The sequence below is a fragment of the Pseudomonas azotoformans genome (genome assembly GCF_900103345.1).
In the GTDB taxonomy this organism is placed as follows: Bacteria; Pseudomonadota; Gammaproteobacteria; order Pseudomonadales; family Pseudomonadaceae; genus Aquipseudomonas; species Aquipseudomonas azotoformans.
Genome location: NZ_LT629702.1, coordinates 4,966,634 through 4,990,661 on the forward strand (window position 1 = coordinate 4,966,634; position 24,028 = coordinate 4,990,661).

Consider the following 24,028-nt stretch of genomic DNA (forward strand, 5'->3'; position numbering starts at 1 on the left):
AGGATGTGAGCATCAATAAACAAGAGGATGGAAGCATGGACGGTACTTCTGCAAGTCCCCAGCAGATGAACGCGCAACAGCGTTCGGCGCATATCCGTGAAGTCGTGCTGGCCGAAGGCGTGCGCCTGCGCCAGCAACACCCTTGGCTGCTGCATCAGGACGCGCTGGGCGCGGGCATTCTGGCGTTTGCGCTGCTCGGCATGCTGGGCTCGGCGGCGCTCTACATCACCGGGCACATGGCCTGGTGGGTGTGCCTGCTGCTTAACGCATTCCTGGCTTCACTGACCCACGAGCTGGAACACGACCTGATCCACAGCATGTACTTTCGCAAGCAGCGCCTGCCCCACAACCTGATGATGGGCCTGGTGTGGCTGGCGCGGCCGAGCACGATCAACCCGTGGGTGCGCCGGCACCTGCACCTCAACCACCACAAGGTCTCCGGCACCGAAACCGACATGGAGGAGCGCGCCATCACCAACGGCGAGCCCTGGGGCTTTGCGCGCTTGCTGATGGTGGGCGATAACGTCATGTCGGCGTTTATCCGCATGCTGCGGGCCAAGACCTGGAAGCACAAACTGACGATCCTCAAGCGCTCGCTGCTGGTGTACGCGCCACTGGCGCTGCTGCATTGGGGCGCGTGGTATGTGTTCCTCGGCTTTCATGTCGCCAATGGCGTCGCCAGCCTGCTGGGTGCGCCGATCGACTGGTCGGCCGGCACGTTGCAGATGATGCAGGTGATCGATATCGCCGCCGTGGTGATCATCGGCCCTAACGTGCTGCGCACCTTTTGCCTGCACTTCGTCAGCTCCAACATGCACTACTACGGTGATGTGGAGCTGGGCAACGTGATCCAGCAGACCCAGGTCTTGAACCCCTGGTGGCTGTGGCCTTTGCAGGCGTTCTGCTTCAACTTCGGCAGCACCCATGGCATTCACCATTTTGTGGTGAAGGAGCCGTTCTACATCCGCCAGATGACCGCCAAGGTGGCGCACAAGGTCATGGCTGAGATGGGCGTGCGCTTCAATGATTTCGGGACGTTTGCGCGGGCCAATCGGTTGGGTTTTCCACCGCCTGCAGGGTTTCGATCAACGCCTTCGCCGCAGGCGACAAGCGCACCCCAGCGCGGCTGATCACCCCGCAGCGGTTGCTCAGGCTATCCAGGGCGTGCGGCAGGTTGCGCCAGTGCAGTGCGTGCAGTTCGCCCTTGATGAACCCTTCGACAAACGCCTCTTCGGCGCCCAGGCCAATGGCATCGGACTGACGCACGACAGTGGCCAGCGCGGCAAATTGTTCCAGCTCGATGGCGGGCGCGAAGTCGACGCGCCCGCTGAGATTGGCCAGCAGTTTGCGGATGCCCGGCGCGATCAGCGGCGTGGCCAGCGGGTAGCCGAACAGGTCGTTGGTGGACAGGCTGTCTTTGGCCAGCAGCGGGTGCCCCGCACGGCAGAAAAACACGCTGCGCCGAGGCGTCAGGGCCAGGGTCTGGAAGTTCGGGTCGGCCTCGAAGTGACGTACATCGGCGATAAAGAATTCGATCTCTTCACGGCTCAGGCTGCGCGCGAGTTTTTCCCAGTTGTCCACCTGCAACACGGTGCGCACTTTGGGGTAAGCCGTGATGAACCGCGCCATGGCCTGGGGCGCCAGGTTCACCGCGGCCACGGCGTCGCTGCCGAAGCGCACTTCACCGGCGTCGAGTTTGGTCATGCGCGTGACTTCATGGCTCAACAGGGCCGCGCCTTGCACCAGGCTCAACGCGTGTTGCAGCACCACCTGGCCTTCGGGGGTGGGGCGCAGGTCTTTATGGGCGCGGTCCACCAACACGCAGCCGAACTCCTGCTCCAGGCCCTGGATGCTGCGGCTGAAGGCGGGCTGGGTGATGCCCATGGCGTCCGCCGCACGCACGAAGCTACGGTGCTCGTTCAGCGCGATGAAGTAGCGCAGTTGGCGAAGGTCCATGGTGTGCCCGGCATTCTGTAGGAGAACCGGGATTTTAAGCGGGCTGCTTATTCCGTCAATGAAGCTTTTTTATTTTATCTAGATCTTAAATGCATACCTATAGAGCAGGTGCCGTGCGGTACGTCGCCGGGCTGAATACCTGCGTTACCAGCAGCATGGCCACGGCGGTCACCGTTAACACCACCCACGCGCTGGCAAAGCTGCCGGTGAGTTCGCGCAGCCAGCCGGTCATCCATGGCGAAATCGCATTGATCAAAAAGCCCACGCCCTGCACGAATGCCGCCAGTTGCCCGGCCAGGCGCGGGTCGCGGTGGTGGTCGAGGGTCAGCAACAGGCTCAGGGCAAAACATGCTCCCAGGCCAAAGCCGCACAGCGCCACCCACAGGTGGGGAAATTCCAGCGGCGCCAGCAACAGGCCGAGGTAGCCGAGGGTCTGGGCCAGCAGGCTGATCCACAGCAATGGCCGACGGTCGACCCCGCGTTGCGCCAGCACCGGCATCAACAGCGCGGCGATCACCTGGAAGATGGTCATGAATGCCAGCAGCGAACCGCTGGGCAACACGCCCCAGCCCAGTTGCTGGTAGTAGGCCGGCAACCACGCCACCAGGCTCATGTAGCCGCAGTTCACCAGGCCGAAATACAGCGCCAGCAGCCAGGCGCGCCGATTGCGCAGGCCCTTGAAGGCAGGCGGCACCTGTGGGTTTTTCGCTGCGCCCAGCGGCAACCCGGCCCACAGCAATAACGCCGCCAACGCGGGTAACAACCACACACCCAGCCCGGCCTCCCAGTGCTGGAAATACGTGGCCACCACCGGGCTGAGCAGCGCCGCCAGGCCGCCGCCGGCCATCAACGAGGCCGAATAAACGCCCATCGCCACCGGCACGCGGTGATGGAATTCACGCTTGATCATCGCCGGCACCAACGCCTGGATCAGCGCCACACCGGCGCCGCCGAGCAAGGCCGTGACCAGCAGCGTCGAGCCCTGGCCCATCAGCCAGCGCGCCAGGAAGGCCAGCAGGATCATCAGCAGGCCCAGGGCGATGCCGCGTCGCTCACCCAGCTGCGCTTCAACACGCACGCCCACCAGCGCCACCAGGCCCATGCACACCACGGGCAGGCTGGTGAGCAGGGCGCTGCTCTGGAAACTGAGGCCGGTGGCCAGGCGGATCTCGCCGAGCAACGGGCTGATGGAGCTGAGGATCGGCCGCAGGTTCAGTCCCAGGACCACCAGCAGGCCCCAGCCGGCGAACCGGCCTGCGGTTGAAGAGTTAAGCGACATGCAGAACCTATGGCGTGTGCAAAGGAGGCGTGAAGTATCGCCAGTCGCCGAGGTATTCTGAAATTAAATATAACCATGCTAATCAGTGGCAAATGGAATGGTGAGCGTCATGTTCGATCCCGTGCTGTTGCGCAGCTTTGTCGCCGTGGTGGACTGCGGCAATTTCACCCGTGCCGCCGAGCGCCTGCACTTGACCCAGTCCACCGTCAGCCAGCAGATCCGCCGTCTGGAAGAAGCGGTGGCGTGCCAACTGCTCGACCGCGACCAACGTCGTGTGGTGGCGACGGCGGAAGGCGAGCGCCTGCTGGCCTATGCGCGGCGCATCCTCGCATTGCATGAGGAAGCCGCCGATGTCTTGATCAACCAGCAAAGCGACGGCGTGCTGCGCCTCGGTGTGCCGGAAGACTTCGCTGCCGAACGCCTGATGCCGCTGTTATCGGCCTTTGTGCTGGCGTATCCCAGGATGCGCCTGGAGGTCACCAGCGGTCTTGGCCCCGAGTTGCAGCGCCAGTACCGCAGCGGTGAGTTCGATGTGTTGCTGGTCAAGCAAATGGGCGACAGCGATGACTGCCTGGCCTCCTGGCCGGAGCCGTTGTGTTGGGTAGACAGCCGCAGCACGCCATCCCTGGGGCGCGACCCATTGCCGTTGGTGGCTTTTCCGGTGGGCGGCCTGTACCGCAATGAAATGCTGCAACACTTGGAAGTGGGCGGCTGGCGCTGGCGCATCGGTTATTCCAGCGCGAGCCTGGCCAGTGTGTGTTCGGCGGTGGCGGCGGGGTTGGGTATCAGTCTGTTGCCCCGGCGTGTGGTGCAGGCCGGGCATGTCGTATTGGGTGCGGATAGCGGGTTGCCTGCGGTGCAGGGCGTGCGGCTGGCGTTGTATGGGCGCACTGGCCTGGGCGCCGCGGGGCAGAGCCTGCAGCGCCAATTGCTGGATTTGTGCGCAAACAGCCCGGCCTGAACCATGCCTTTGCCGAATATTTTTTATGCCTGGAAAGCATGCAAAAACATCGCCTGGACGCCAGCCCGTGCAGGACGGGGCTTTGGCGTTTCAGCATGCTTTGTTTATTCGTTCTAGATCTATGTATAACTTCAAAGATTACTTTAAGAGATAAGCATCTGGCCCGGATGATTCACTCCTCGACGGCCTTCGATGCAGGCCTGTCGGTTTTTTTGCTTAAAAACCGTAGGGAGTGAATCAATGGGCAATGTCCAGACCGCCGCCAGTGCACACGAGGCGCCGTGGCGCCAGGCACCGGGTGGTGAGTTGGTCGACCTTGGCCGGCCGCACCGCGCGCCGTTGGGGCAATTGTGCACGCAGAAAACGCCAAAGCGTTTCTCCAGCCGTCGTGAAGGCATCCTGCTTGGTCTGCTGGTGCTGGCCCTGCACGGTGCGGTGATCTACTGGGTGAGCCAGAAGCCGACGCCGGTGCTGCCGATTGTGCCGCCGGAAATTCCGCCGATGACCATCGAATTTTCCCAGCCGGCGCCGCCGGTGGTGGAACCGCCACCGCCTGTGCCACCACCGCCGCCGCCACCCGTGGTCGAGCCACCGCCGCCGGTGGTGGATGAGTTGGCCGCCAAGCCGGCGCCGCCCAAACCGATTCCAAAACCCAAGCCGAAGCCAGTGCCAAAGCCTGAGCCCAAGCCCGCACCGAAACCGGTCGAGCAACCGCCTGCGCCACCGACACCCGCGCCGCCTGCGCCTCCCGCTCCACCGGCGCCGGCCCCGGTAACGCCGGCTTCGGCCAACGCCGCGTACCTGAAGAACCCGGCGCCGGAGTACCCGTCACTGGCTCAGCGGCGCGGTTGGGAAGGCACGGTGTTGTTGCGGGTGCATGTACTGGCCAGCGGCAAGCCGGGCGAGATCCAGATCCAGAAGAGCAGCGGGCGCCAGCAACTCGATGACGCCGCACTGACCGCCGTGAAGCGTTGGAGCTTCGTGCCGGCCAAGCAGGGCGATGTGGCCCAGGACGGCTGGGTCAGCGTCCCGATCGATTTCAAGATTCACTAACTATTCGGCTGCGGTGTGTTGCACACGCCGCGACCTGCACAGAGGGAAGACATCATGGCATTAGCATCTCCACTTGAATCCATCGAAAGCGCGGTGATCTGGCTGCTGGTGGTTTTTTCGGTCGCCACCTGGGGCCTGGCCCTGCTCAAGGGCGTGCAGTTCGGTCGCCTCAAGGCGCAGGATCGCAAGTTCCATAAACAGTTCTGGGCGGCGTCGAGTCTCGACGCTGCCGCCGAATTGGCAGAAACCCAGCCTGGCGCCGCCGCCCGTGTCGCCCAGGCCGGTTACGCCGCGATCCAGGTGGGCGAAACCCCACACGCCGCCGACCTGAGCCAGGCGATCAACCATCAGGACCGCCTTGAGCGTGCCCTGCGCCAACAGATCGTGCGTGAGCGGCGCTCCCTGGAAACCGGCCTGGCCGTGGTCGCCAGTATCGGCAGCACCTCGCCGTTCATCGGCCTGTTCGGCACCGTGTGGGGCATCATGGAAGCGCTCAAGGGCATCAGCGCCGCCGGTTCCGCCAGCCTCGAAACTGTGGCCGGGCCGATCGGTGCAGCCTTGGTGGCGACCGGTGTGGGTATCGCCGTCGCGGTGCCGGCGGTGCTGGTCTACAACTATTTCCTGCGTCGCCTCAAGCTGACGGCTGCCGACCTTGACGACTTTGCCCACGACTTCTACAGCCTGGCGCAGAAGAATGCCTTCCGCGTATTGCTGCACCCAACCCTGAACAAAGCCGGCGCCGGCACCCCGCAAAAAGTGAAGGAGGCCTCCTGACATGGCCTTCTCCACGCAAGACAGCGATGAAGTGCTGAGCGAGATCAACGTCACGCCGCTGGTGGACGTGATGCTGGTACTGCTGGTGGTGTTTATCGTCACCGCGCCGCTGTTGACCAACGCGATTCCGATCAACCTGCCCAAGACCGAGGCCGTGGCCCCGGTGGAGCAGAAGGACCCGCTGGTGGTGAGCATCGACGGCGCCGGCAAACTGTTTATCAACAAGGACGAAATCCAGCCGGACCTGCTGGAGTTCAACCTGCAGGCGGCCAAGGCCAAGGACCCTGATGTGCGGGTGCAACTGCAGGCGGATGATGGCGTGAATTACGGCGAAGTGGCGCGAGCCATGGCGTCTATCGAGCGCGCGGGCATTACCAAGCTGTCGGTGATTACCGCACGTTAGTTGCAAAAGCCTCGACAATTTTTTGGCCGTCTCCTTGGCAGGGTGCGGCCTTTTTTTTGCCTGCGATTCAGTCCTCAAGTTGAAATGCGATCAAGGTGGGAGGGGGCTTGCCCCCGATTGCAGTGTGTCAGCCAATCAATCTGTAACTGATACACCGCCATCGGGGGCAAGCCCCCTCCCACATTTTGGTTTCATACAAGATTGGTTTTTTGGTTATTAATAAATAGCTTCTTATTCCTTAACGAATATAACCCTCGTCCCTATACTGTTCAGCAACGTCAAACGCTGCAGGAGGGCACACCCATGCACAGCGAGTCGATTCGTTACCTGATCGTGCCGGGCTGGCAAGGATCGCCAGAAGATCATTGGCAAACCCATTGGCAGAACAGCCTGCCCAACAGCGCTCGCGTGGAGCAGGCCGATTGGCTGACGCCGCGTCGTGAAGACTGGGTGGCGGCGCTGGCCGAGGCTATCGCGGCCGATAGCACACCGGTGATCCTGATCGCCCATAGCCTGGGTTGCATCACGGTGGCGCATTGGGCGGCCACCGCGCCGGTGCACTTCCTGCGCCAGGTGCGCGGCGCCTTGTTGGTGGCCCCGGCCGATGTCGAACGGCCCGCCTGCTCTCCTGCGTTGCGTAATTTCGCGCCGATCCCGACCGACCTGTTGCCGTTCCCCAGCCAGGTGGTCAGCTCCGACAACGACAGTGCCGTCAGCGCCCCGCGAGCCCTGGAACTGGCCCGCAACTGGGGAGCCGAAGCCGGCATTCTGTCGGGGGCGGGGCACATCAATGTGAAGTCCGGCCACCAGCGCTGGGAGCAGGGCTTTGCCTACCTCTATCGCCTGCAAAGCCGCCTTGAGCATCACGCCCGGCGTACTGCCTGAATTTTTTCAACGCCCCGTCCCTTGAGTGGATTGGGGGCGGGAGCCTGCCATGAGTCTGCATGAAACCTACGGCCAGCCATTGCTGACCTTTCCCGACGCGGAAAAAAGCCCGCTGAGTATCCGCGCCAAGGCGTTGGTGTTTGTCGACCCGCGTTCGCGGCAACTGCGCGAAGACCTCGAAAGCCTCGCACCGCGTGCCTTGCCCGTGTTGATCCGTGGCGAGACCGGCAGCGGCAAAGAATTGCTGGCGCGGCATATTCACCGGGGCAGCGACCGCACCGGTTTGTTTGTTTCGGTCAATTGCGGCGCGATCAGCCCGACCTACGCTGATGCCGAATTGTTCGGTTATGCCGCCGGCAGCCACAGTGGTTCGGCCAGTAGCCGGGCCGGCTGGTTTGGCTCGGCGAATGGCGGCACCTTGTACCTGGACGAGATCGGCGACCTGCCGCTACCGATCCAGGTCAAACTGCTGGCCGCCCTGGAAAACCACGAAGTCACCCGCGTCGGCGCCCATCAGCCGAGCCCGGTGGATGTGCGCTTGGTGGCCGCCACCAGCATCGACCTGGCCCAGGCCGTGACCGCCGGTAAGTTCCATGAGCGCCTGTTTCACTACCTGAGCGAAGGCCGGTTGGATTTGCCGGCGCTGCGCGAGCGGGTTGGTGACATCCTGTCCCTGGCCGAATACTTCTTGGGCATCTACAGTCAGCGCCTGGACCTGCCGGTACCGCTGATCAGCGATGCCGCCCAGCGTGTGCTGGAACACCACAGCTGGCCGGGCAATACCCGCGAGCTGGAAAACGTTATTCACTTTGCCTTGCTGGTCAGCAGCGGCGACGAGATTTTGCCCGAGCACCTTAACCTGCCGGTGGCCGGCTCGCCGTTGGAGCAAGTGCAGCGGATTTTCGAGCGCGCCAGCCCCGCCGAGCGGGAAACGTTGAGCAAATTCCTACATGAACAAAATGGAATATCAACGTGAATAAAAGATATTGTTCCGGAATAAAAAAACTAGGTATTGTCCGTCCCACGCCGCGATAGCACTTCGCTGGCACACTACATAAAAAACGGTCGTCAGAGACGCCCCGGAATTTCGATAAGGACACTGCATGAAAAAGGTTCTGTTGTTTACCGCACTGGCGGCTGCCCTGACTGCAAGCTTCACCCAGGCCAACGAAAAACTGGTGGTGGCCGCCACGCCGATCCCGCACGCCGAGATCCTCGAACTGGTCAAGCCAACCCTGGCCAAAGAAGGCGTGGACCTGGAAATCAAAGTCTTCACCGACTACGTGCAGCCAAACGTACAAGTCGCAGAAAAGCGTCTGGACGCCAACTACTTCCAGACCCTGCCGTACCTGGAAAACTTCAACAAGGGCAAGGGCACCAACCTGGTCACCGTGGTCGGTGTGCACGTTGAACCCTTCGGCGGTTACTCGAAAAAGATCAAGAACATTTCCGAGCTCAAAGATGGCGCCACCGTGGCCATCCCGAACGAAGGCTCGAACAGTGGCCGTGCCCTGTTGCTGCTGCAGAAAGCCGGCGTGATCACCCTCAAAGACCCAACCAACGCCCTGGCCACGCCAAAAGACATCAAGGACAACCCCAAGCACCTGAAATTCAAGGAGCTGGAATCGGCCCTGCTGCCACGTGTGCTGGACCAGGTTGACCTGGACCTGATCAACACCAACTACGCCCTGGAAGCCGGCCTGAACCCGGCCAAGGACGCGCTGATCATCGAAGACGCCAAGTCGCCGTACGTGAACTTCCTGGTGGCTCGCCCGGACAACAAGGACAGCGACGCGATCCAGAAGCTGTCCAAGGCCCTGACCAGCCCGGAAGTCAAAGCCTTCATCGAGAAGAAGTACAACGGTGCTGTAGTGCCTGCGTTCTGATGTAGCCCAAACCCCCTTCAAGGTTTGAACGCCGACGGCTTGTTTAGCGTCGGCGTTTTTTATTGGGTCTGGAATACGGTCAAAACTGTGGGAGCGGGCTTGCTCGCGAAGGCGGTGTGTCAGAGACACATTCATCGCTGACCCACCGCCTTCGCGAGCAAGCCCGCTCCCACATTTGAACTGCGTAGGCTCACATACCTCGTGCGTTGATCGCCCTGCGCAGCGCCATCAACCACTTCACCAGTTCCTGCGGGTCCATCGGTTTCGCTTCGTTCATTGTTCGATCCCTCGAATCCCAGACCCCCAAACCATAGCTCTCACCCGCCAAACCCGCGAATCCGCCGGTTATCTTTTTGGGTGATATCAATATGCTATTTCGGTATTTAAAATTTGCTTTTTATACCTTTAAAGTTCGCGCTACCCGGCGTTACCCACGCCGGATCGGATTGCGCTCGCTGCATTACCCTTGCGGCGTCATGGACTGGAAATGACCTTCGATTTCGCTTTTATCCTCAGCACCCTGCCGGCGTTCCTGAAGGCCGTGGGGGTGACGCTGCAAGTGGGCCTGATCGCCATTGCCACCTCCCTGCTGGTGGCGCTGATCAACGCGGCGCTGCTGGTGTTTCGCACGCCGTACCTGTCGCGCCTGGTGGCGCTGTATGTGGAGCTGGCGCGTAACACGCCGCTGCTGATCCAGCTATTTTTCGTGTACTTCGCGCTGCCGGCCCTGGGTTTCAATATCTCCGGATTCTGGGCGGCGATCATCACCATGACTTTCCTTGGCGGCGCGTACCTCACCGAAGTGCTGCGCGCCGGTGTGGAAGCGGTGCCGCTGGCGCAGATCGAGTCGGGCAAGTCCATCGGCCTGTCCGACTGGCAGCTGCTGCGCCATGTGATCCTGCCCCAGGCCGGCATCCTCAGCCTGCCGGCGCTGTTCGCCAATTTCATCTTCCTGCTCAAGGAGACCACCGTGGTCTCCGCCGTGGCGGTGCCGGAGATTCTCTACACCACCAAGAGTTACATCGCGCTCTACTACAAGACCTACGAAATGCTCGCGGTGCTGACGCTGATTTGCGTGTTGCTGTTCCTGCCGCTGTCGCTGCTGCTCAGCCGCCTGGAAAGGAGGCTCCAGCATGGCCAGTTCGGGTCTTGAGTTGCTGTGGGTGTCGTTGCCGCAACTGGGCAAGGGCGCCGCGCAAAACCTGTCGATTTCGTTCTTGAGCATCGCCTTCAGCACCGTCGGCGGCGTGTTGTATGGCGTGCTGCGTACCTTGAACAACCGGCTGATCAACGGCGTGCTGCGGGTTTACCTGGAGTTGTTCCGTGCGATCCCGGTGCTGGTGTGGTTGTACCTGCTGTTTTTCGGCCTGCCGATTTTCTTCGGCCTGAGCATCCCGAGCTTCTGGTGCGCGGTGCTGGTGCTGTCGCTGTGGGGCGCCAGTGAAGTGGGCGAAGTGGTGCGCGGCGCGTTGCATTCGCTGCCCCGTGGCCAGCGCGAGGCGGGCTTGTCGATTGGCCTGTCCGACCCGCAGCTGTACGGCTACGTGCTGCTGCCGCAAGCGCTCAAGCGCATGACGCCGCCAACCATCAACGTCTACACGCGCATCATCAAGACCAGCTCCCTGGCGGTGCTGATCGGCGTGGTGGACGTGATCAAGGTTGGCCAGCAAATCATCGAGCGCACCTATGAGTCTGTGTTGATCTACGGCGTGCTGTTCCTGTTTTTCTTCTTTATCTGCTACCCGTTGTCGGCTGCCTCCAAGGTGCTGGAACGGCGCTGGGGCCAGGCATGAGCGCATTGATCGAGTTCCAGGGTTTCAACAAATTCTTCGGTGAGCAGCAGGTGCTCAAGGGCATCGACCTGAGCGTGCAAAGCGGTGAAGTGGTGGTGATCCTCGGCCCCAGCGGCTGCGGCAAAAGCACTTTATTGCGTTGCCTCAACGGGCTGGAAGTCGCGCACAGCGGCAGCCTGCGTTTCGCCGGCAAAGAGCTGTTGGACAAAAGCACCGACTGGCGCCAGGTGCGCCAGGACGTCGGCATGGTGTTCCAGAGCTACCACCTGTTCCCGCACATGAGTGTGCTCGACAACATCCTGCTCGGCCCGCTGAAAGTGCAAAAACGCGACCCCCGTGAAGCCCGCGAACAGGCGGAAAAATTGCTGGCCCGCGTCGGCCTGGCGGACAAGCGCGACGCGTTCCCGCGCCAGCTCTCCGGTGGCCAGCAGCAACGCATCGCCATCGTCCGGTCGCTGTGCATGAACCCCCAGGTCATGCTGTTTGACGAAGTCACCGCCGCGCTCGACCCGGAGATGGTCAAGGAGGTGCTGGAAGTGATCCAGGGCCTGGCCCGCGATGGCATGACCCTGCTGATCGTCACCCACGAAATGGCCTTCGCCCGCGCCGTCGCCGACCGCGTGGTGTTCATGGAGGCCGGTCGCATCCTCGAACACAACACCCCCGAGGCATTCTTTACGAACCCGCAAACCGCACGCGCGCAGCAGTTCCTGGAGAAGTTCTCCTTTGTTTCAACACTGCCGAAGAAAACCCAGGAACTGGAGCTGATATGAAAAAACTACTGCTGCCACTGTTTGCCGTCGCCCTGCTCGCCGGCTGCGATAAAAAGGCCGAAGAGCCGGTAAAACCTGCCGCTGTCAGTTACATCGACAAAATCAAAGCGCGCGACAAGCTGATCGTTGGCGTGTTCACCGACAAACCACCGTTCGGCTTCGTCAACGAAGCCGGGCGCTACGTCGGTTTCGATACCGACATCGGCCGCCAATTCGCCAAGGACCTGCTGGGCGATGAAAACAAAGTCGAGTTCGTCGCCGTCGAGCCGGCCAGCCGCATCCCGTTCCTGCAAAGCGACAAGGTCGACCTGATCCTCGCCAACATGACCGTGACCCCGGAGCGCAAGGAAGCGGTGGACTTCACCAACCCCAACCTGAAAGTCGCGGTACAGGCCCTGGTGCCAAACGACAGCGCGGTAAAAAGCCTGGATGACCTGGCCACTCGCACCACCATCGTCACCACCGGCACCACCGCCGATATCTGGCTGACCAAGAACCACCCGGACTGGAAACTGCTCAAGTTCGAGAAAAACTCCGAGTCGCTGCAAGCGCTGTCGGCTGGCCGTGGCGATGCCTACGCACAGGACAATCTGGTGCTGTTCAGCTGGGCCAAGCAGAATCCCGGCTACCGCGTGCTGGAAGAGAAACTCGGCGACGAAGCGCCGATTGCTCCGGCGGTGAAGAAGGGCAACATTGAATTGCGTGACTGGGTGAATGCCGAGTTGGCGAAGCTGGGCGAGGAGAAATTCCTGCTCAAACTGTATGACCAATATGTGCGTAAAGAGCTGAGCGATGACACCAAGCCTGAAAGTGTGATTGTTGAAGGCGGGAAGTGGCAGGGCTGATCCCTTGCTCTTGTGGTGACTGATCTACCGCTTTCGCGAGCAAGCCCGCTCCCACATTCGCCCGCATTCCAAAGGTGGAACTCGGTCAAATGTGGGAGCGGGCTTGCTCGCGAAGAGGCCCGCCCAGCCACCACTTACTCCGGCCAATGCCAGGCGGGGCATCCAATATCCCCTGCCCGACGATCCGGGTTTCCCCCAGCACCTTCTCCAGCACAATCGAATTACACCCCTCGTCCTGCTGCAACGCCGCAATCAACCGGCTGGCTGCCGGGACGCCTGGATAATCAGACGCGCCCTGGGCGGTTTCCGCCAAAAGACGCAGGGCTCGGTACAGGTTGGACTTGCCGCTGCCGTTGGGGCCGGTGATCAGGTTCAGCCGGTCCAGGGGCACCACCCATTTATTGATCGAGCGGTAATTGGCCACCGCGAGGGTCTTGAGCATGGGCATCCAGTCAGCGTGGGAACCATTGGAGTATGGGAGCCTCCATGCAGATAAGGAACCCTGAACTAAGCTCACAGTCGCATACACACTGGCACGTCGGCATCACGCAAAAGGAGCCTGCATGGGCGCTCGCATTTCCACCTGTATTCTCGGCCTTGGCCTCTTGGCGCTGTTGAGCGGCTGTGGCGAGGACAAGGCTGAACCCAAGGCCCATTCACGCGTGTTCGTGCAGACCGTGCAGCCGGCGGATTTTGCTGCGGCGGTGACCCTCACGGGTGATATCCAGGCCCGCGTGCAAACCGATCTGTCGTTCCGCGTCGGCGGCAAGATCATCCAGCGCATGGTGGACGTGGGCGACCGCGTGACCGCCAAGCAAGTGCTGGCCAAGCTCGATCCCAAGGACTTGCAGACCAACGTCGATTCCGCCCAGGCCCAGGTCGTGGCCGAACAGGCGCGGGTCAAGCAGACTGCCGCCGCCTTTGTGCGCCAGGAAAAACTGCTGCCCAAGGGCTACACCAGCCGCAGCGAATACGATTCCGCCCAGGCCGCATTACGCAGCAGCCAGAGCGCCCTGGCCGCAGCGCAAGCCCAACTGGCCAACGCCCGCGAGCAACTCGGTTACACCGCGCTGATCGCCGAAGCACCCGGGGTGATTACCGCGCGCCAGGCCGAAGTCGGCCAGGTGGTGCAGGCCACCGTGCCGATTTTCAGCCTGGCGCGGGATGGCGAGCGTGATGCGGTGTTCAACGTCTATGAGTCACTGCTGGTGGAACCGCCGCCCGATGCGCCGATCACCGTCAGCCTGTTGGATAACCCCAGCATCAAGGCTGTGGGCAAAGTCCGTGAGGTCACTCCGGCAGTGGCCGCCAACACCGGCACCGTGCAGGTGAAAATTGCCCTGCAGGCCTTACCCAAGGGCATGGAGCTGGGCTCGGTGGTAAGCGCCACCGCCAATGGCCCGGCCAAGGCCAGTATCGAATTGCCGTGGGCCGCGCTGACCAAAGACCTCAGCGAACCCGCCGTGTGGTTGATCGATGGCGACGGCAAGGCGCAGCTGCACAAGGTCACTGTGGCGCGTTACCTCACCGGCAAAGTCATCATTGGCGACGGCCTCAAGGGCGGCGAAAAAGTCGTGGTGGCCGGCGGGCAATTGCTGCACCCCGGCATGATTGTCGAGATCGCCCAGCCAGGAGCCCAGCCATGAAGCGCCTTATGGGGATACTCGCCGCCAGCCTGTTGCTGGTGGCCTGCTCCAAGGAAGAACCGCCGCCCGAGCCGGTGCGCCCGGTACTGTCCATGGAAGTGAAGGCGGAAGACCAGGAAAACCTCGGCCGTTTCGCTGGCACCATCCAGGCGCGCTACGAAAGTAATTTGGGCTTCCGCGTACCCGGCCGCATTGCCCGCCGCGCCGTGGACGTGGGCGCCGAGGTGGAGAAGGGCGCCTTGCTCGCTGTGCTCGACCCCACCGACCAACAGAACCAACTGCGCTCGGCCCAGGGCGACCTGGCCCGCGTGCAGGCGCAGTACATCAACGCCCAGGCCAATGCGCGCCGCCAGCAGGAACTGTTCAACCGTGGCGTCGGCGCCCAGGCCCAATTGGATATCGCCCAGACCGACCTGAAGACCACCCAGGCCTCGCTCGACCAGGCCCAGGCCTCGGTCAATCAAGCCAAAGACCAGCTCAACTACGCCGAACTGCGCACTGACCACGCCGGTATCGTCACCGCCTGGAATGCCGAGGCCGGCCAGGTGGTCAGTGCCGGCCAGCAAGTGGTGACCCTGGCGCGCCCGGATATCAAGGAAGCGGTGATCGACCTGCCCGCCGGCCTCGCCGAGCGCTTGCCACCGGACGTGGTGTTCCTGGTTGCCGGGCAACTTGACCCCAGCGTGCACACCACCGCCATCGTGCGCGAGATCGAACCCCAGGCCCAAAGCGCCACGCGCACCCGCCGAGCACGGCTGACCCTGGCCGAAACGCCGCCCGCGTTCCGCCTCGGCACGGCGATCAGCGTAACCTTGAGCACCGCCATCGCCCCGCGCATCGAAGTGCCCCTGAGCGCTTTGCAGGAGGTCGACGGCAAGACCCGCATCTGGCTGCTTGATATTCAGAACCAGACCGTGCAACCGCGCGACATCAGCGTGATCAGCCGTGACGCCGACAGCGCCTTGCTCAACGGTGGCGTCAAACCCGGCGAGCGCATCGTCACCGCCGGCGTGAACAGCCTGAAACCCGGGCAAAAAGTCAAAATTGACGAGGACAGCCCGCGATGAAAGGGAGCTTCAACTTATCCGACTGGGCGCTCAAGCATCAGTCCTTCGTCTGGTACCTGATGTTCGTCGCGCTGCTGATGGGCGTGTTTTCGTACATGAACCTGGGCCGCGAGGAAGACCCTTCGTTCACCATCAAGACCATGGTGATCCAGACCCGCTGGCCGGGTGCGACCCAGGAAGAAACCCTCAAGCAGGTCACCGACCGCATCGAGAAAAAGCTCGAAGAGCTCGACTCCCTCGACTACGTGAAAAGCTACACCCGGCCGGGCGAGTCCACGGTATTCGTGTTCCTCAAGGACACCACCAGCGCCAAGGACATCCCCCATATCTGGTACCTGGTGCACAAGAAGATCGACGACATTCGCGGCAGCTTCCCACCGGGGTTGCAAGGACCGTCGTTCAACGATGAGTTCGGTGATGTGTTTGGCTCGGTGTACGCCTTTACCGGCGATGGCCTGTCGATGCGCCAGTTGCGTGACTACGTGGAGCAGGTGCGCGCCGAGATCCGTTCGGTGCCGGGGCTGGGCAAGGTCGAGATGATCGGCCAGCAGGACGAAGTGATTTACCTGAACTTCTCCACGCGCAAACTCGCGGCACTGGGGATTGACCAGCGCCAGGTGGTGCAGAGCCTGCAATCGCAGAACGCGGTGACGCCGGCCGGGGTGATCGAGGCCGGGCCCGAGCGGATTTCGGTGCGCACCTCGGGGCAGTTCGCCTCGGAGAAGGACTTGGCCAACGTGAACCTGCGGCTCAATGACCGGTTCTACCGCCTGGCGGATATCGCGGACATCAGCCGGGGTTATGTGGACCCGGCGCGGCCGATGTTCCGCTTCAACGGCAAGCCAGCCATCGGTCTGGCGATTGCCATGCAGAAGGGCGGCAATATCCAGTCGTTCGGCAAAGCCTTGCACGAGCGCATGGACGAACTCACCGCCGACCTGCCGGTGGGCGTCGGCGTGCACAAGGTGTCCGACCAGGCGGAAGTGGTGGAAGAGGCGGTCGGCGGTTTTACCAGTGCCTTGTTTGAGGCCGTCATCATCGTGCTGGTGGTGAGCTTTATCAGCCTCGGCATGCGCGCCGGACTGGTGGTGGCGTGCTCGATTCCGCTGGTACTGGCGCTGGTGTTCGTGTTCATGGAATACAGTGGCATCACCATGCAGCGCGTGTCCCTCGGTGCGCTGATCATCGCCCTCGGCCTGTTGGTGGACGACGCGATGATCACCGTCGAGATGATGATCACGCGTCTGGAAAAAGGCGAAACCAAGGAACAGGCGGCGACCTACGCCTACACCTCGACGGCGTTCCCCATGCTCACCGGTACGCTGGTGACGGTCGCGGGGTTTGTGCCGATCGGCCTCAACGCCAGCTCGGCGGGCGAGTACACCTTCACCCTGTTCGCGGTGATTGCCGTGGCGATGCTGGTCTCGTGGGTGGTGGCGGTGCTGTTTGCGCCGGTGATCGGCGTGCATATCCTGAGTGCCAACGTCAAACCTCACAACGCAGAGCCGGGGCGGATCGGCCGGGCGTTCAATGGCGGCATGCTATGGGCCATGCGCAACCGCTGGTGGGCGATTGGCATCACCGTGGCGCTGTTCGCGGCGTCGGTGTTTTCCATGCAGTTCGTGCAGAACCAGTTCTTTCCCTCGTCTGACCGCCCGGAAATCCTCGTCGACCTCAACCTGCCGCAAAACGCCTCGATCAACGAGACGCGCAAGGCCGTCGACCGCCTGGAAGCGATCATCAAGGACGACCCGGACATTGCGCGCTGGAGCACCTATATCGGCCAGGGCGCGATCCGTTTCTACCTGCCCCTCGACCAGCAACTGGAAAACCCCTACTACGCGCAGTTGGTCATCGTGAGCAAGGGCCTGGAAGAGCGCGGCGAGTTGATCGCGCGCCTGCAAAAGCGCCTGCGTGATGACTTCGTCGGCATCGGCAGCTACGTGCAGCCGCTGGAAATGGGCCCGCCGGTGGGCAGGCCGATTCAGTATCGCGTGTCGGGCAAAGACACCGACCAGGTGCGCAAACACGCCATCGAACTGGCGACCTTGCTGGACAAGAACACTCACCTGGGCGAGATCATCTACGACTGGAACGAGCCGGGCAAAGTGCTGCGTATCGACATCGCCCAGGACAAGGCGCGCCAACTGGGCCTGTCGTCGGAAGACGTGGCGCAGTTGATGAACAGCGTGGTCAGCGGCTCATCGGTGACCCAGGTGCACGATGATATCTACCTGATCAACGTGGTCGGCCGTGCCGAAGACGCTGAACGCGGTACGCCGGAAACCCTGCAGAACCTGCAGATCGTCACGCCCAACGGCACCTCGATTCCGCTGCTGGCCTTCGCCACCGTGCGTTACGAGCTGGAGCAGCCACTGGTGTGGCGTCGCGACCGCAAGCCGACCATCACCATCAAGGCGTCGGTGCGTGATGAGATGCAGCCGACGGATTTGGTCAAGCAGCTCAAACCTGAGATCGACAAATTCAGCGCCGGCCTGCCGGTGGGCTACAAGGTCGCCACCGGCGGCACCGTGGAAGAAAGCGGCAAGGCCCAGGGCCCGATTGCCAGCGTGGTGCCGCTGATGCTGTTCCTGATGGCCACCTTCCTGATGATCCAGCTGCACAGCGTGCAGAAGATGTTCCTGGTAGCGAGCGTCGCGCCGCTCGGGCTGATTGGCGTGGTGCTGGCGCTGATCCCCACGGGCACGCCCATGGGCTTTGTGGCGATCCTGGGGATTCTGGCGTTGATCGGCATCATCATCCGCAACTCGGTGATCCTGGTGACGCAGATTCATGAGTACGAGGTGGCCGGCTATACGCCGTGGGATGCGGTGGTGGAAGCCACCGAGCACCGGCGCCGGCCCATCCTGCTCACGGCGGCGGCGGCGAGCCTGGGCATGATCCCGATTGCCCGTGAAGTATTCTGGGGGCCGATGGCCTACGCGATGATCGGCGGGATCATCATCGCGACGTTGTTAACACTTTTGTTTTTGCCTGCGCTGTACGTAGCTTGGTACAAGATTCGGGAGCCCAAACCAGAGCAGAGCTGAACATGCCTCACTACCTGCGCCATGGTCTGTTGATGTGCACACTGTTGCTGTCACCCGTGGCTTTTGCCGGCACCGTATTGGAAAACCCCCTGTGGCGGGTCGAACTCGACCCGGCCACCCTCGCCATCCGCGTGACACCCAACGGACAGGCGGCGATGCAAGCCTCCAGCGGCTTGCCGGCCCGTGCCGTCAGCCAGCTTGTGCAGAGCGATCAACAGGCCAGTTGGCAGTGGGATGACGGCGCCTTCCGGGTGAGCGCCAGCCTTGAACAGCGCGACCTCAAGTTGACCCTGCACGCACGTGAGCCTGGCGAGCTGCCCATCCTCCGGCAACCCGCCAGCGCCCTCGGCAAAGGACTGATGTGGCCATTGGCCGAAGGGCATTACGTGCCTGCCGACAACGCTGTATGGAAAGCGTTTTTGCAGGAACAAGGAGACCTCAACACCACCCAGGACCTGAGCCTGCCGCTGTGGGGCCTGGACCATGGGGGCTTTACCTTGAACTGGTTGCTGACCAACTCCTACAACAATCACCTGCGCTGGCAGGCAGGGATGGCGCTGTCAGTGGCCCATGAGTTCACCGCGCTCGACCCCGCTGCGCCGATGACCCTGCTGTTGCACCTGGGGGAGGCTGATCCCTTGGCCGGCGCCAAGCGTTATCGCCAATGGCTGGTCGAGCAAGGGCGTTATGAACCGCTGTCGGACAAGCTGCGGCAGACGCCCGAGGCACAGAAGCTGCTGGGTGCCAGCCATGTCTACCTGTGGGGCAATGACCTGCTGGCAGCGGAGGATGTGCGTGACTGGCCGTTGTTGCTCAAGCGCCTGCGTGGCCATGAGCTCAAAGGCTTGCTCGACAAGGAATCGACGAAAGTCCTGGCGCAGGCCCCGGCCTTGAATCGCTATGAGCAGACGGTGCTGCTGCGCGGGCTGAACGCGGCCATCAACCGGAAGGCCAGACAGAGTTGGCAGGTAGATGAGCCTGATATGACGCGCCTGGCTGCACGTTATGGTGAGCTGCGCAGCGAGTTGGCTGTCGCGTTTGCCGGGGCGCTGAGTGACGCCCCTCAAACTTGGGGCAGCCGGGCGATCCAGTCGCTGCGTGACTCAGGTCTTTCACGCTTGCTGCTGACCCTGGGCGAAGGCTGGGAGGGCGGCCTGTGGCACCCCGAAGCCATACGCGCCGGGGTCGATGCGGGTTACCTGATGGCGCCCTACGATTCCTATGAAACTGCGTTGTCCGCCACGGAAAATCCGGATTGGACCACCGCCCACCTGGGCAGCCGGGCCTACCGCGAGTGCGCGATTGTGCTGAAGGATGGCAAGCTGAAAACCGGCTTCCAGCAGTCCGGCCACTACACTGACCCGCGCTGCGTGCGCCCTCTGTTGGAGGCCCGCGTAAAGGCTATCCAGGCCAAGGCTGGCTTCAACGCGTGGTTCCTTGATGCCTATGCCACCAGCATGGTGTTCGATAGCTACCGCGACGGCGCCCGGATGACCCAGGCGCAAAACGCCGAGGGCAATATCGACGCCTCGCGCTGGCTCAACACCGTGCTCAAATTGCCAGCGGGCTCCGAAGACGGCAACGCCATCACCGCCCAAGGCATTCTGTTCGCCCACGGCATGCAGACGCCGGTGATTGGCTGGGGTGACCAGGACATGACCAAAGACAAGCAATCGCCCTACTACGTGGGCAACTGGTACCCGCCGGAGCAGCCGGCGGTGTTCTTCAAGCCGGTGCCGCTCAAAGAGCCGCTTCGCACGGTCTACTTTGAGCCGAGCATGCGCCTGCCGTTGTACCAGGCGGTGTTCCACGGCTCGGTGATCACCACCCACCACTGGCTGTTCGACAGCCTGAAGCTGAGCAACGTGCAGGCTGAAAGCGAGCTGACGCAACTGCTCTATAACGTGCCACCGCTGTATCACCTTAGCGCCTCGACCGTTAAACAGCGGCTGCCGGTGATCCTGCGTCAGGATCGGTTTTTCCGGCCGCTGCACCAGCGTTTGGCGACCCAGGCGATGACGGATTTTCGTTGGCTGACGCCGGACAGGCAGGTGCAGCAAACCACCTTTGCCGATGGGACGCGGTTGGTGGCGAATTTTGCTGCGACCTCGAGAGAAGGCTATGCCGGACGCAGTGTGACTGCATATGGGGTGGGTGAGAAACCGCTGGTGTATCTGGTGGAGTAAGGTTGCCTCAGCAGGCGTCATCGGGGGCAAGCCTCCTCCCACATTTTAAATGTATTCACAAATCAAACTGTGGGAGGGGGCTTGCCCCCGATGGCGTCAGACCAGGCAACGAAAATCTACCGCTTGCGCCACACACTCGCCAACCAGGGCTGCTGCGCCCTGGGCAGCCCTGCCGGCCGGTAGTAATGCTCCAACTCCACAAACCCGGCTTGCGTCAGCAGTGATTGCCACGCCGCCAGGTCGTGATAAGACCCATACCGCGGCCCATTCCAGCCTTCCTGGTTCTCACCCCGAGGGTTGGAACTGAACAACACGCCCCCCGCTTTCAACGCGCCATGCAGTTGCTTGAGCACCCGCGGCAATTCCTGCTTGGGAATATGAAACAACACCGCATTGGCGAAGATCCCGTCAAAGCGCTTGGCAGGCAGGTCCAGCTTGAGGAAGTCCTGTTGCAACACCTCACAGCCACTGTCCTCCCGCGCCATCTGCGCAAAGCGCTCAGAGCCGTCCAGGCCCACGGCGATATGTCCCATGCGCGTGAAGGTCTGCAAGTCACGCCCTGGGCCGCAGCCGAAATCCAGCACAGTGAACGGTGCCGTACCTTGGATATGCCGCAGCAGGGCATCGATGTTCTGGCTCACATCGTGATCGCGGGTGCCTTCACGGAAGTCCTCGGCCACTTTGTTGTAGTGGCCGAGCGTGGTGGCGGTGATGGTGCTGAGGTCGTCGGGCTTGAGAGTCATGACGGGTAATACCGGGCGTCTTCGATGGCCCGACTATACCTCACCTCTTGTTGAGGACCCGCGCCAACCGATCACCCCCCAACTGAATCACCGCTACCAGCGCCACCAGCAGCACAATCACGGTCAACATGATCTGCGTATCAAAGCGCTGATACCCGTACCGGTACGCAATATCCCCCAGGCCCCCCGCGCCAATCGCGCCGGCCATGGCCGATGAATTGATCATGGTCACCAGCGTGATGGTGAAACCGCCAACAATCCCCGGCAGCGCTTCCGGCAACAGCACATGCCAGATGATGTGCCAGCGGCGGCAGCCCATGGCTTGTGCGGCTTCGATCAGGCCGTGGTCGACCTCGCGCAGGCTCACCTCGGCGATCCGTGCAAAGAATGGCGTGGCGGCGATGGTCAGCGGTACGACTGCGGCCCACACGCCGTAGGTGGTGCCGACGATCAGGCGGGTGAACGGGATCAGCGCCACCATCAGGATCAGGAACGGAATCGAGCGGAACAGATTGACGAACGCCCCCAGCACGCGGTTCAGCGCCGGCGCCTGGTAGATGCCGCCTTTGTCGCTGGTCACCAGGAACACCGCCAGCGGGATTCCCACCAGCAGCGCGATCAGCGATGACACGCCGACCATCAGCAAGGTGTCGATGGCGCCTTGTACCAAACGATCAAACCACATAGCCCAGCACCTCTGTGTGTTGTGCCCAATTCCCGGCTCGTTTGCGCAGTTCTTCGGCGCTGTGGGGCGAGCCATTCACCGCCAGCAGCAATTGCCCCAGGGCATGCCCCTGGATGCGTTCCACGCCGCCTTGCAACAGGCGCACGCGGCCGCCGAGGGCGCTGAACAGGGCGGCAAGATCCGGTTCGTCGGTGTCGCCGCCGGTGAATTGCAAACGCAGCACCAGCGCCGCGTCAGGCGATGCCGGGGTAGCCTGCAGGCGGCTTTGCAGTTCGTCCGGCAGCCCGTGTTGCAGCGGTGCCAGCAGGGTTTTGCTGACTTCATGTTGCGGGTTGCCGAACACCTGCCACACCGGGCCTTGCTCGACGATGCGCCCATGTTCCAGCACCACCACGCGGTCGCAGATCTCACGGATCACCGCCATCTCGTGGGTGATCAGCACAATGGTCAAACCCAGGCGCCGGTTGATCTCGCGCAGCAGGCCGAGAATCGATTGGGTCGTCTCCGGGTCGAGGGCCGAGGTGGCCTCGTCGCACAACAGGATCTCGGGGTCGTGCACCAGCGAGCGGGCAATGCCCACCCGTTGTTTCTGCCCGCCGGACAGCTGCGCCGGGTAGGACTTGTGTTTGTCCTGCAACCCCACCAGTTCCAGCAGTTCGCGCACCTTTTGCTCGCGCTGCAGCTTCGGTACGCCCGCCACTTTCAACGGCAATTCGACGTTCTGCCACACCGTCTTGGCCGACATCAGGTTGAAGTGCTGGAAGATCATGCCGATGCGCCGACGCAGGGCTACCAGGCGGTCTTCGTCGAAGCCGCCGATGTCCACCTGATCGATCAGCACCCGCCCGCTGCTGGGTTGTTCCAGGCGATTGATGGTGCGGATCAGCGATGACTTGCCGGCGCCGCTGCGGCCGATGATGCCGAACACTTCACCGCGCTGGATCGCCAGGTCGATGCCTTGCAAGGCATGCACGGTGCCGTCGTAGCTCTTGCCCAGGTTGATAAAACGCACATGGGCGCGATTGAGGTCCGGGTGCAGCTCGGTCTGTTCGGCGTCCCTGGGCGGCCGGCCCAGGTCGCGCAGTGGGGCATGGGCGGCGGTCATTTTTTATCTTCCCAGCCGACTTGGTAGAGCTTGCCGAGGGATTTATCCAACGCGGCGCGCACCACCGGTGAGTGTTGGTAGATATCCACAAACTTGATCACCCGTGGGTCGGTCTTGCTTTTGGGTTGGATCACGAACTGGATCACGTACTCCGGATGGTCTAGGCCGTCGAACAGCAGCGCCGACTCGGCATCGAAGGTTTTGGACAGGCGGATATACGCTGGGTAGCCCTGCACCAGGTCGGCATCGTCATAGGCGCGCACCAGTTGCACCGCTTCGACCTGCAGGATCTTGATCTTCTTCGGATTGGAAACGATGTCCTCTTCGGTGGCCTTGTAGCCCACGCCCGGCTTGAGTGTGATCAGCCCCGCCTTGGCCAGCAGTTGCAGGCCGCGACCGCTGTTGATCGGGTCGTTGGCAATCGCCACGCTGGCGCCCTGGGGCAGGTCGTTGATGCTCTTGTACTTCTTTGAGTACAGCCCGACGTTGTTGATGATGCCCGGCGCATAAGGCACCAGGTCAAAACCGGCGGCGGCCTTGGCGTTTTCCAGGAACGGGATGTGCTGGAAGTAGTTCACGTCTATATCGCCAGCAGCCAGGCTGACGTTGGGTGCGATCCAGTCGGTGAACTCCACCAGTTCGACTTTCAGGCCTTGCTTGCCGGCTTCGGTGACGGCGGCTTCAAGGGGGATGGCGAAAGCGGCGGTGGTGCCGACTTTCAGCGGCGCATCGGCGGCGAATGCTGCCGAGCTGAAAAGGCCAAAAGCCAGGGCCAGTGCTTTGACTGGGTGGGAGAGCAGTGTTTTTTTCATAGTGGTTTTCCAGTCATAAGGTATGGGTGCAAACAATGAAGATCCCATGTGGGAGGGGGCTTGCTCCCGATAGCAGTGGGTCAGTAAATGAATCTGGTGACTGATACACCGCTATCGGGAGCAAGC

General features: G+C 62.2%; 22 protein-coding genes and 1 pseudogene. 16 read left to right on the top strand and 7 right to left on the bottom strand.

What is annotated here, in order from left to right; translation table 11 throughout:
- Nucleotides 1-35 precede the first annotated feature (35 nt).
- The gene (locus tag BLR69_RS22615; protein WP_071493199.1) at nt 36-1,130 is read left to right on the top strand and encodes a fatty acid desaturase; all 1,095 of its coding nucleotides are present in this window, start codon (nt 36-38) and stop codon (nt 1,128-1,130) included.
- Here the strand turns inward: BLR69_RS22615 and BLR69_RS22620 are convergent.
- A complete protein-coding gene (locus tag BLR69_RS22620) occupies nt 1,021-1,956 on the bottom strand; it encodes a LysR family transcriptional regulator (RefSeq protein ID WP_071493198.1) in 936 nt (311 codons plus the stop codon). The genes BLR69_RS22615 and BLR69_RS22620 overlap by 110 nt on opposite strands.
- 97 nt (nt 1,957-2,053) lie before the next feature.
- Nucleotides 2,054-3,235 carry a CynX/NimT family MFS transporter gene (locus BLR69_RS22625; RefSeq protein WP_071493197.1) on the bottom strand — a complete coding sequence of 394 codons (1,182 nt, stop codon included), beginning with the start codon at nt 3,233-3,235 and terminating at the stop codon, nt 2,054-2,056.
- Nucleotides 3,236-3,344: 109 nt separating this feature from the next.
- Between BLR69_RS22625 and BLR69_RS22630 the strand changes: the two genes are divergently transcribed.
- The 11 genes from BLR69_RS22630 (at nt 3,345) to BLR69_RS22680 (ending at nt 12,608) form a co-directional block, all read left to right on the top strand.
- Entirely contained in the window at nt 3,345-4,196 is an 852-nt protein-coding gene (locus tag BLR69_RS22630) for a LysR family transcriptional regulator (RefSeq protein ID WP_071493196.1), read from the top strand.
- 240 nt (nt 4,197-4,436) lie between these two features.
- The gene (locus BLR69_RS22635) at nt 4,437-5,249 is read left to right on the top strand and encodes an energy transducer TonB (protein ID WP_071493195.1); all 813 of its coding nucleotides are present in this window, start codon (nt 4,437-4,439) and stop codon (nt 5,247-5,249) included.
- Between the two features lie 51 nt (nt 5,250-5,300).
- On the top strand, nt 5,301-6,023 hold the full coding sequence (locus tag BLR69_RS22640) for a MotA/TolQ/ExbB proton channel family protein (protein ID WP_134434961.1): 723 nt from the start codon (nt 5,301-5,303) through the stop codon (nt 6,021-6,023).
- Between the two features lies 1 nt (nt 6,024).
- Nucleotides 6,025-6,426 (top strand): ExbD/TolR family protein, encoded by a 402-nt coding sequence (locus tag BLR69_RS22645; protein ID WP_010565408.1) that lies wholly within the window; start codon nt 6,025-6,027, stop codon nt 6,424-6,426.
- A gap of 303 nt (nt 6,427-6,729) precedes the next feature.
- Nucleotides 6,730-7,311 carry an alpha/beta hydrolase gene (locus tag BLR69_RS22650; RefSeq protein WP_071493193.1) on the top strand — a complete coding sequence of 194 codons (582 nt, stop codon included), beginning with the start codon at nt 6,730-6,732 and terminating at the stop codon, nt 7,309-7,311.
- 49 nt (nt 7,312-7,360) lie between these two features.
- Nucleotides 7,361-8,287, top strand: coding sequence for a sigma 54-interacting transcriptional regulator (locus BLR69_RS22655; RefSeq protein WP_071493192.1), 927 nt, complete (start codon nt 7,361-7,363; stop codon nt 8,285-8,287).
- Between the two features lie 127 nt (nt 8,288-8,414).
- Entirely contained in the window at nt 8,415-9,197 is a 783-nt protein-coding gene (locus tag BLR69_RS22660; protein WP_071493191.1) for a MetQ/NlpA family ABC transporter substrate-binding protein, read from the top strand.
- Nucleotides 9,198-9,684: 487 nt separating this feature from the next.
- A complete protein-coding gene (locus tag BLR69_RS22665; RefSeq protein WP_003187615.1) occupies nt 9,685-10,350 on the top strand; it encodes an amino acid ABC transporter permease in 666 nt (221 codons plus the stop codon).
- Nucleotides 10,331-10,990 (top strand): amino acid ABC transporter permease, encoded by a 660-nt coding sequence (locus BLR69_RS22670; RefSeq protein ID WP_071493190.1) that lies wholly within the window; start codon nt 10,331-10,333, stop codon nt 10,988-10,990. Before BLR69_RS22665 ends, BLR69_RS22670 begins: the two co-directional genes overlap by 20 nt.
- On the top strand, nt 10,987-11,763 hold the full coding sequence (locus BLR69_RS22675; RefSeq protein ID WP_071493189.1) for an amino acid ABC transporter ATP-binding protein: 777 nt from the start codon (nt 10,987-10,989) through the stop codon (nt 11,761-11,763). The genes BLR69_RS22670 and BLR69_RS22675 overlap by 4 nt, the downstream gene beginning before the upstream one ends.
- Nucleotides 11,760-12,608 carry a transporter substrate-binding domain-containing protein gene (locus tag BLR69_RS22680; protein ID WP_071493188.1) on the top strand — a complete coding sequence of 283 codons (849 nt, stop codon included), beginning with the start codon at nt 11,760-11,762 and terminating at the stop codon, nt 12,606-12,608. Before BLR69_RS22675 ends, BLR69_RS22680 begins: the two co-directional genes overlap by 4 nt.
- Nucleotides 12,609-12,900: 292 nt before the next feature.
- Here the strand turns inward: BLR69_RS22680 and BLR69_RS22685 are convergent.
- Nucleotides 12,901-13,050, bottom strand: a pseudogene (locus tag BLR69_RS22685) (AAA family ATPase); the annotation flags it as partial.
- Between the two features lie 121 nt (nt 13,051-13,171).
- On the opposite strand from BLR69_RS22685, the gene BLR69_RS22690 reads away from it, so the two are divergent.
- The 4 genes from BLR69_RS22690 to BLR69_RS22705 are packed head-to-tail and all read left to right on the top strand — an operon-like array spanning nt 13,172 to nt 20,557.
- Nucleotides 13,172-14,254 carry an efflux RND transporter periplasmic adaptor subunit gene (locus BLR69_RS22690; protein WP_071493186.1) on the top strand — a complete coding sequence of 361 codons (1,083 nt, stop codon included), beginning with the start codon at nt 13,172-13,174 and terminating at the stop codon, nt 14,252-14,254.
- A complete protein-coding gene (locus BLR69_RS22695; RefSeq protein WP_071493185.1) occupies nt 14,251-15,321 on the top strand; it encodes an efflux RND transporter periplasmic adaptor subunit in 1,071 nt (356 codons plus the stop codon). The genes BLR69_RS22690 and BLR69_RS22695 overlap by 4 nt, the downstream gene beginning before the upstream one ends.
- Nucleotides 15,318-18,371 carry an efflux RND transporter permease subunit gene (locus tag BLR69_RS22700; protein WP_071493184.1) on the top strand — a complete coding sequence of 1,018 codons (3,054 nt, stop codon included), beginning with the start codon at nt 15,318-15,320 and terminating at the stop codon, nt 18,369-18,371. Before BLR69_RS22695 ends, BLR69_RS22700 begins: the two co-directional genes overlap by 4 nt.
- A gap of 2 nt (nt 18,372-18,373) precedes the next feature.
- On the top strand, nt 18,374-20,557 hold the full coding sequence (locus BLR69_RS22705) for a glycoside hydrolase (RefSeq protein WP_071493183.1): 2,184 nt from the start codon (nt 18,374-18,376) through the stop codon (nt 20,555-20,557).
- 116 nt (nt 20,558-20,673) lie between these two features.
- Here the strand turns inward: BLR69_RS22705 and BLR69_RS22710 are convergent, their stop codons facing one another.
- The 4 genes from BLR69_RS22710 to BLR69_RS22725 are packed head-to-tail and all read right to left on the bottom strand — an operon-like array spanning nt 20,674 to nt 23,902.
- Complete coding sequence (locus tag BLR69_RS22710; protein ID WP_071493182.1) at nt 20,674-21,300, bottom strand: class I SAM-dependent methyltransferase; 627 nt, start codon at nt 21,298-21,300, stop codon at nt 20,674-20,676.
- Nucleotides 21,301-21,340: 40 nt separating this feature from the next.
- Nucleotides 21,341-21,985, bottom strand: coding sequence for a methionine ABC transporter permease (locus BLR69_RS22715; protein WP_058424826.1), 645 nt, complete (start codon nt 21,983-21,985; stop codon nt 21,341-21,343).
- The gene (locus BLR69_RS22720; protein ID WP_071493181.1) at nt 21,975-23,090 is read right to left on the bottom strand and encodes a methionine ABC transporter ATP-binding protein; all 1,116 of its coding nucleotides are present in this window, start codon (nt 23,088-23,090) and stop codon (nt 21,975-21,977) included. The genes BLR69_RS22715 and BLR69_RS22720 overlap by 11 nt, the downstream gene beginning before the upstream one ends.
- A complete protein-coding gene (locus BLR69_RS22725) occupies nt 23,087-23,902 on the bottom strand; it encodes a MetQ/NlpA family ABC transporter substrate-binding protein (protein WP_071493180.1) in 816 nt (271 codons plus the stop codon). Before BLR69_RS22725 ends, BLR69_RS22720 begins: the two co-directional genes overlap by 4 nt.
- Between the last annotated feature and the right edge of the window lie 126 nt (nt 23,903-24,028).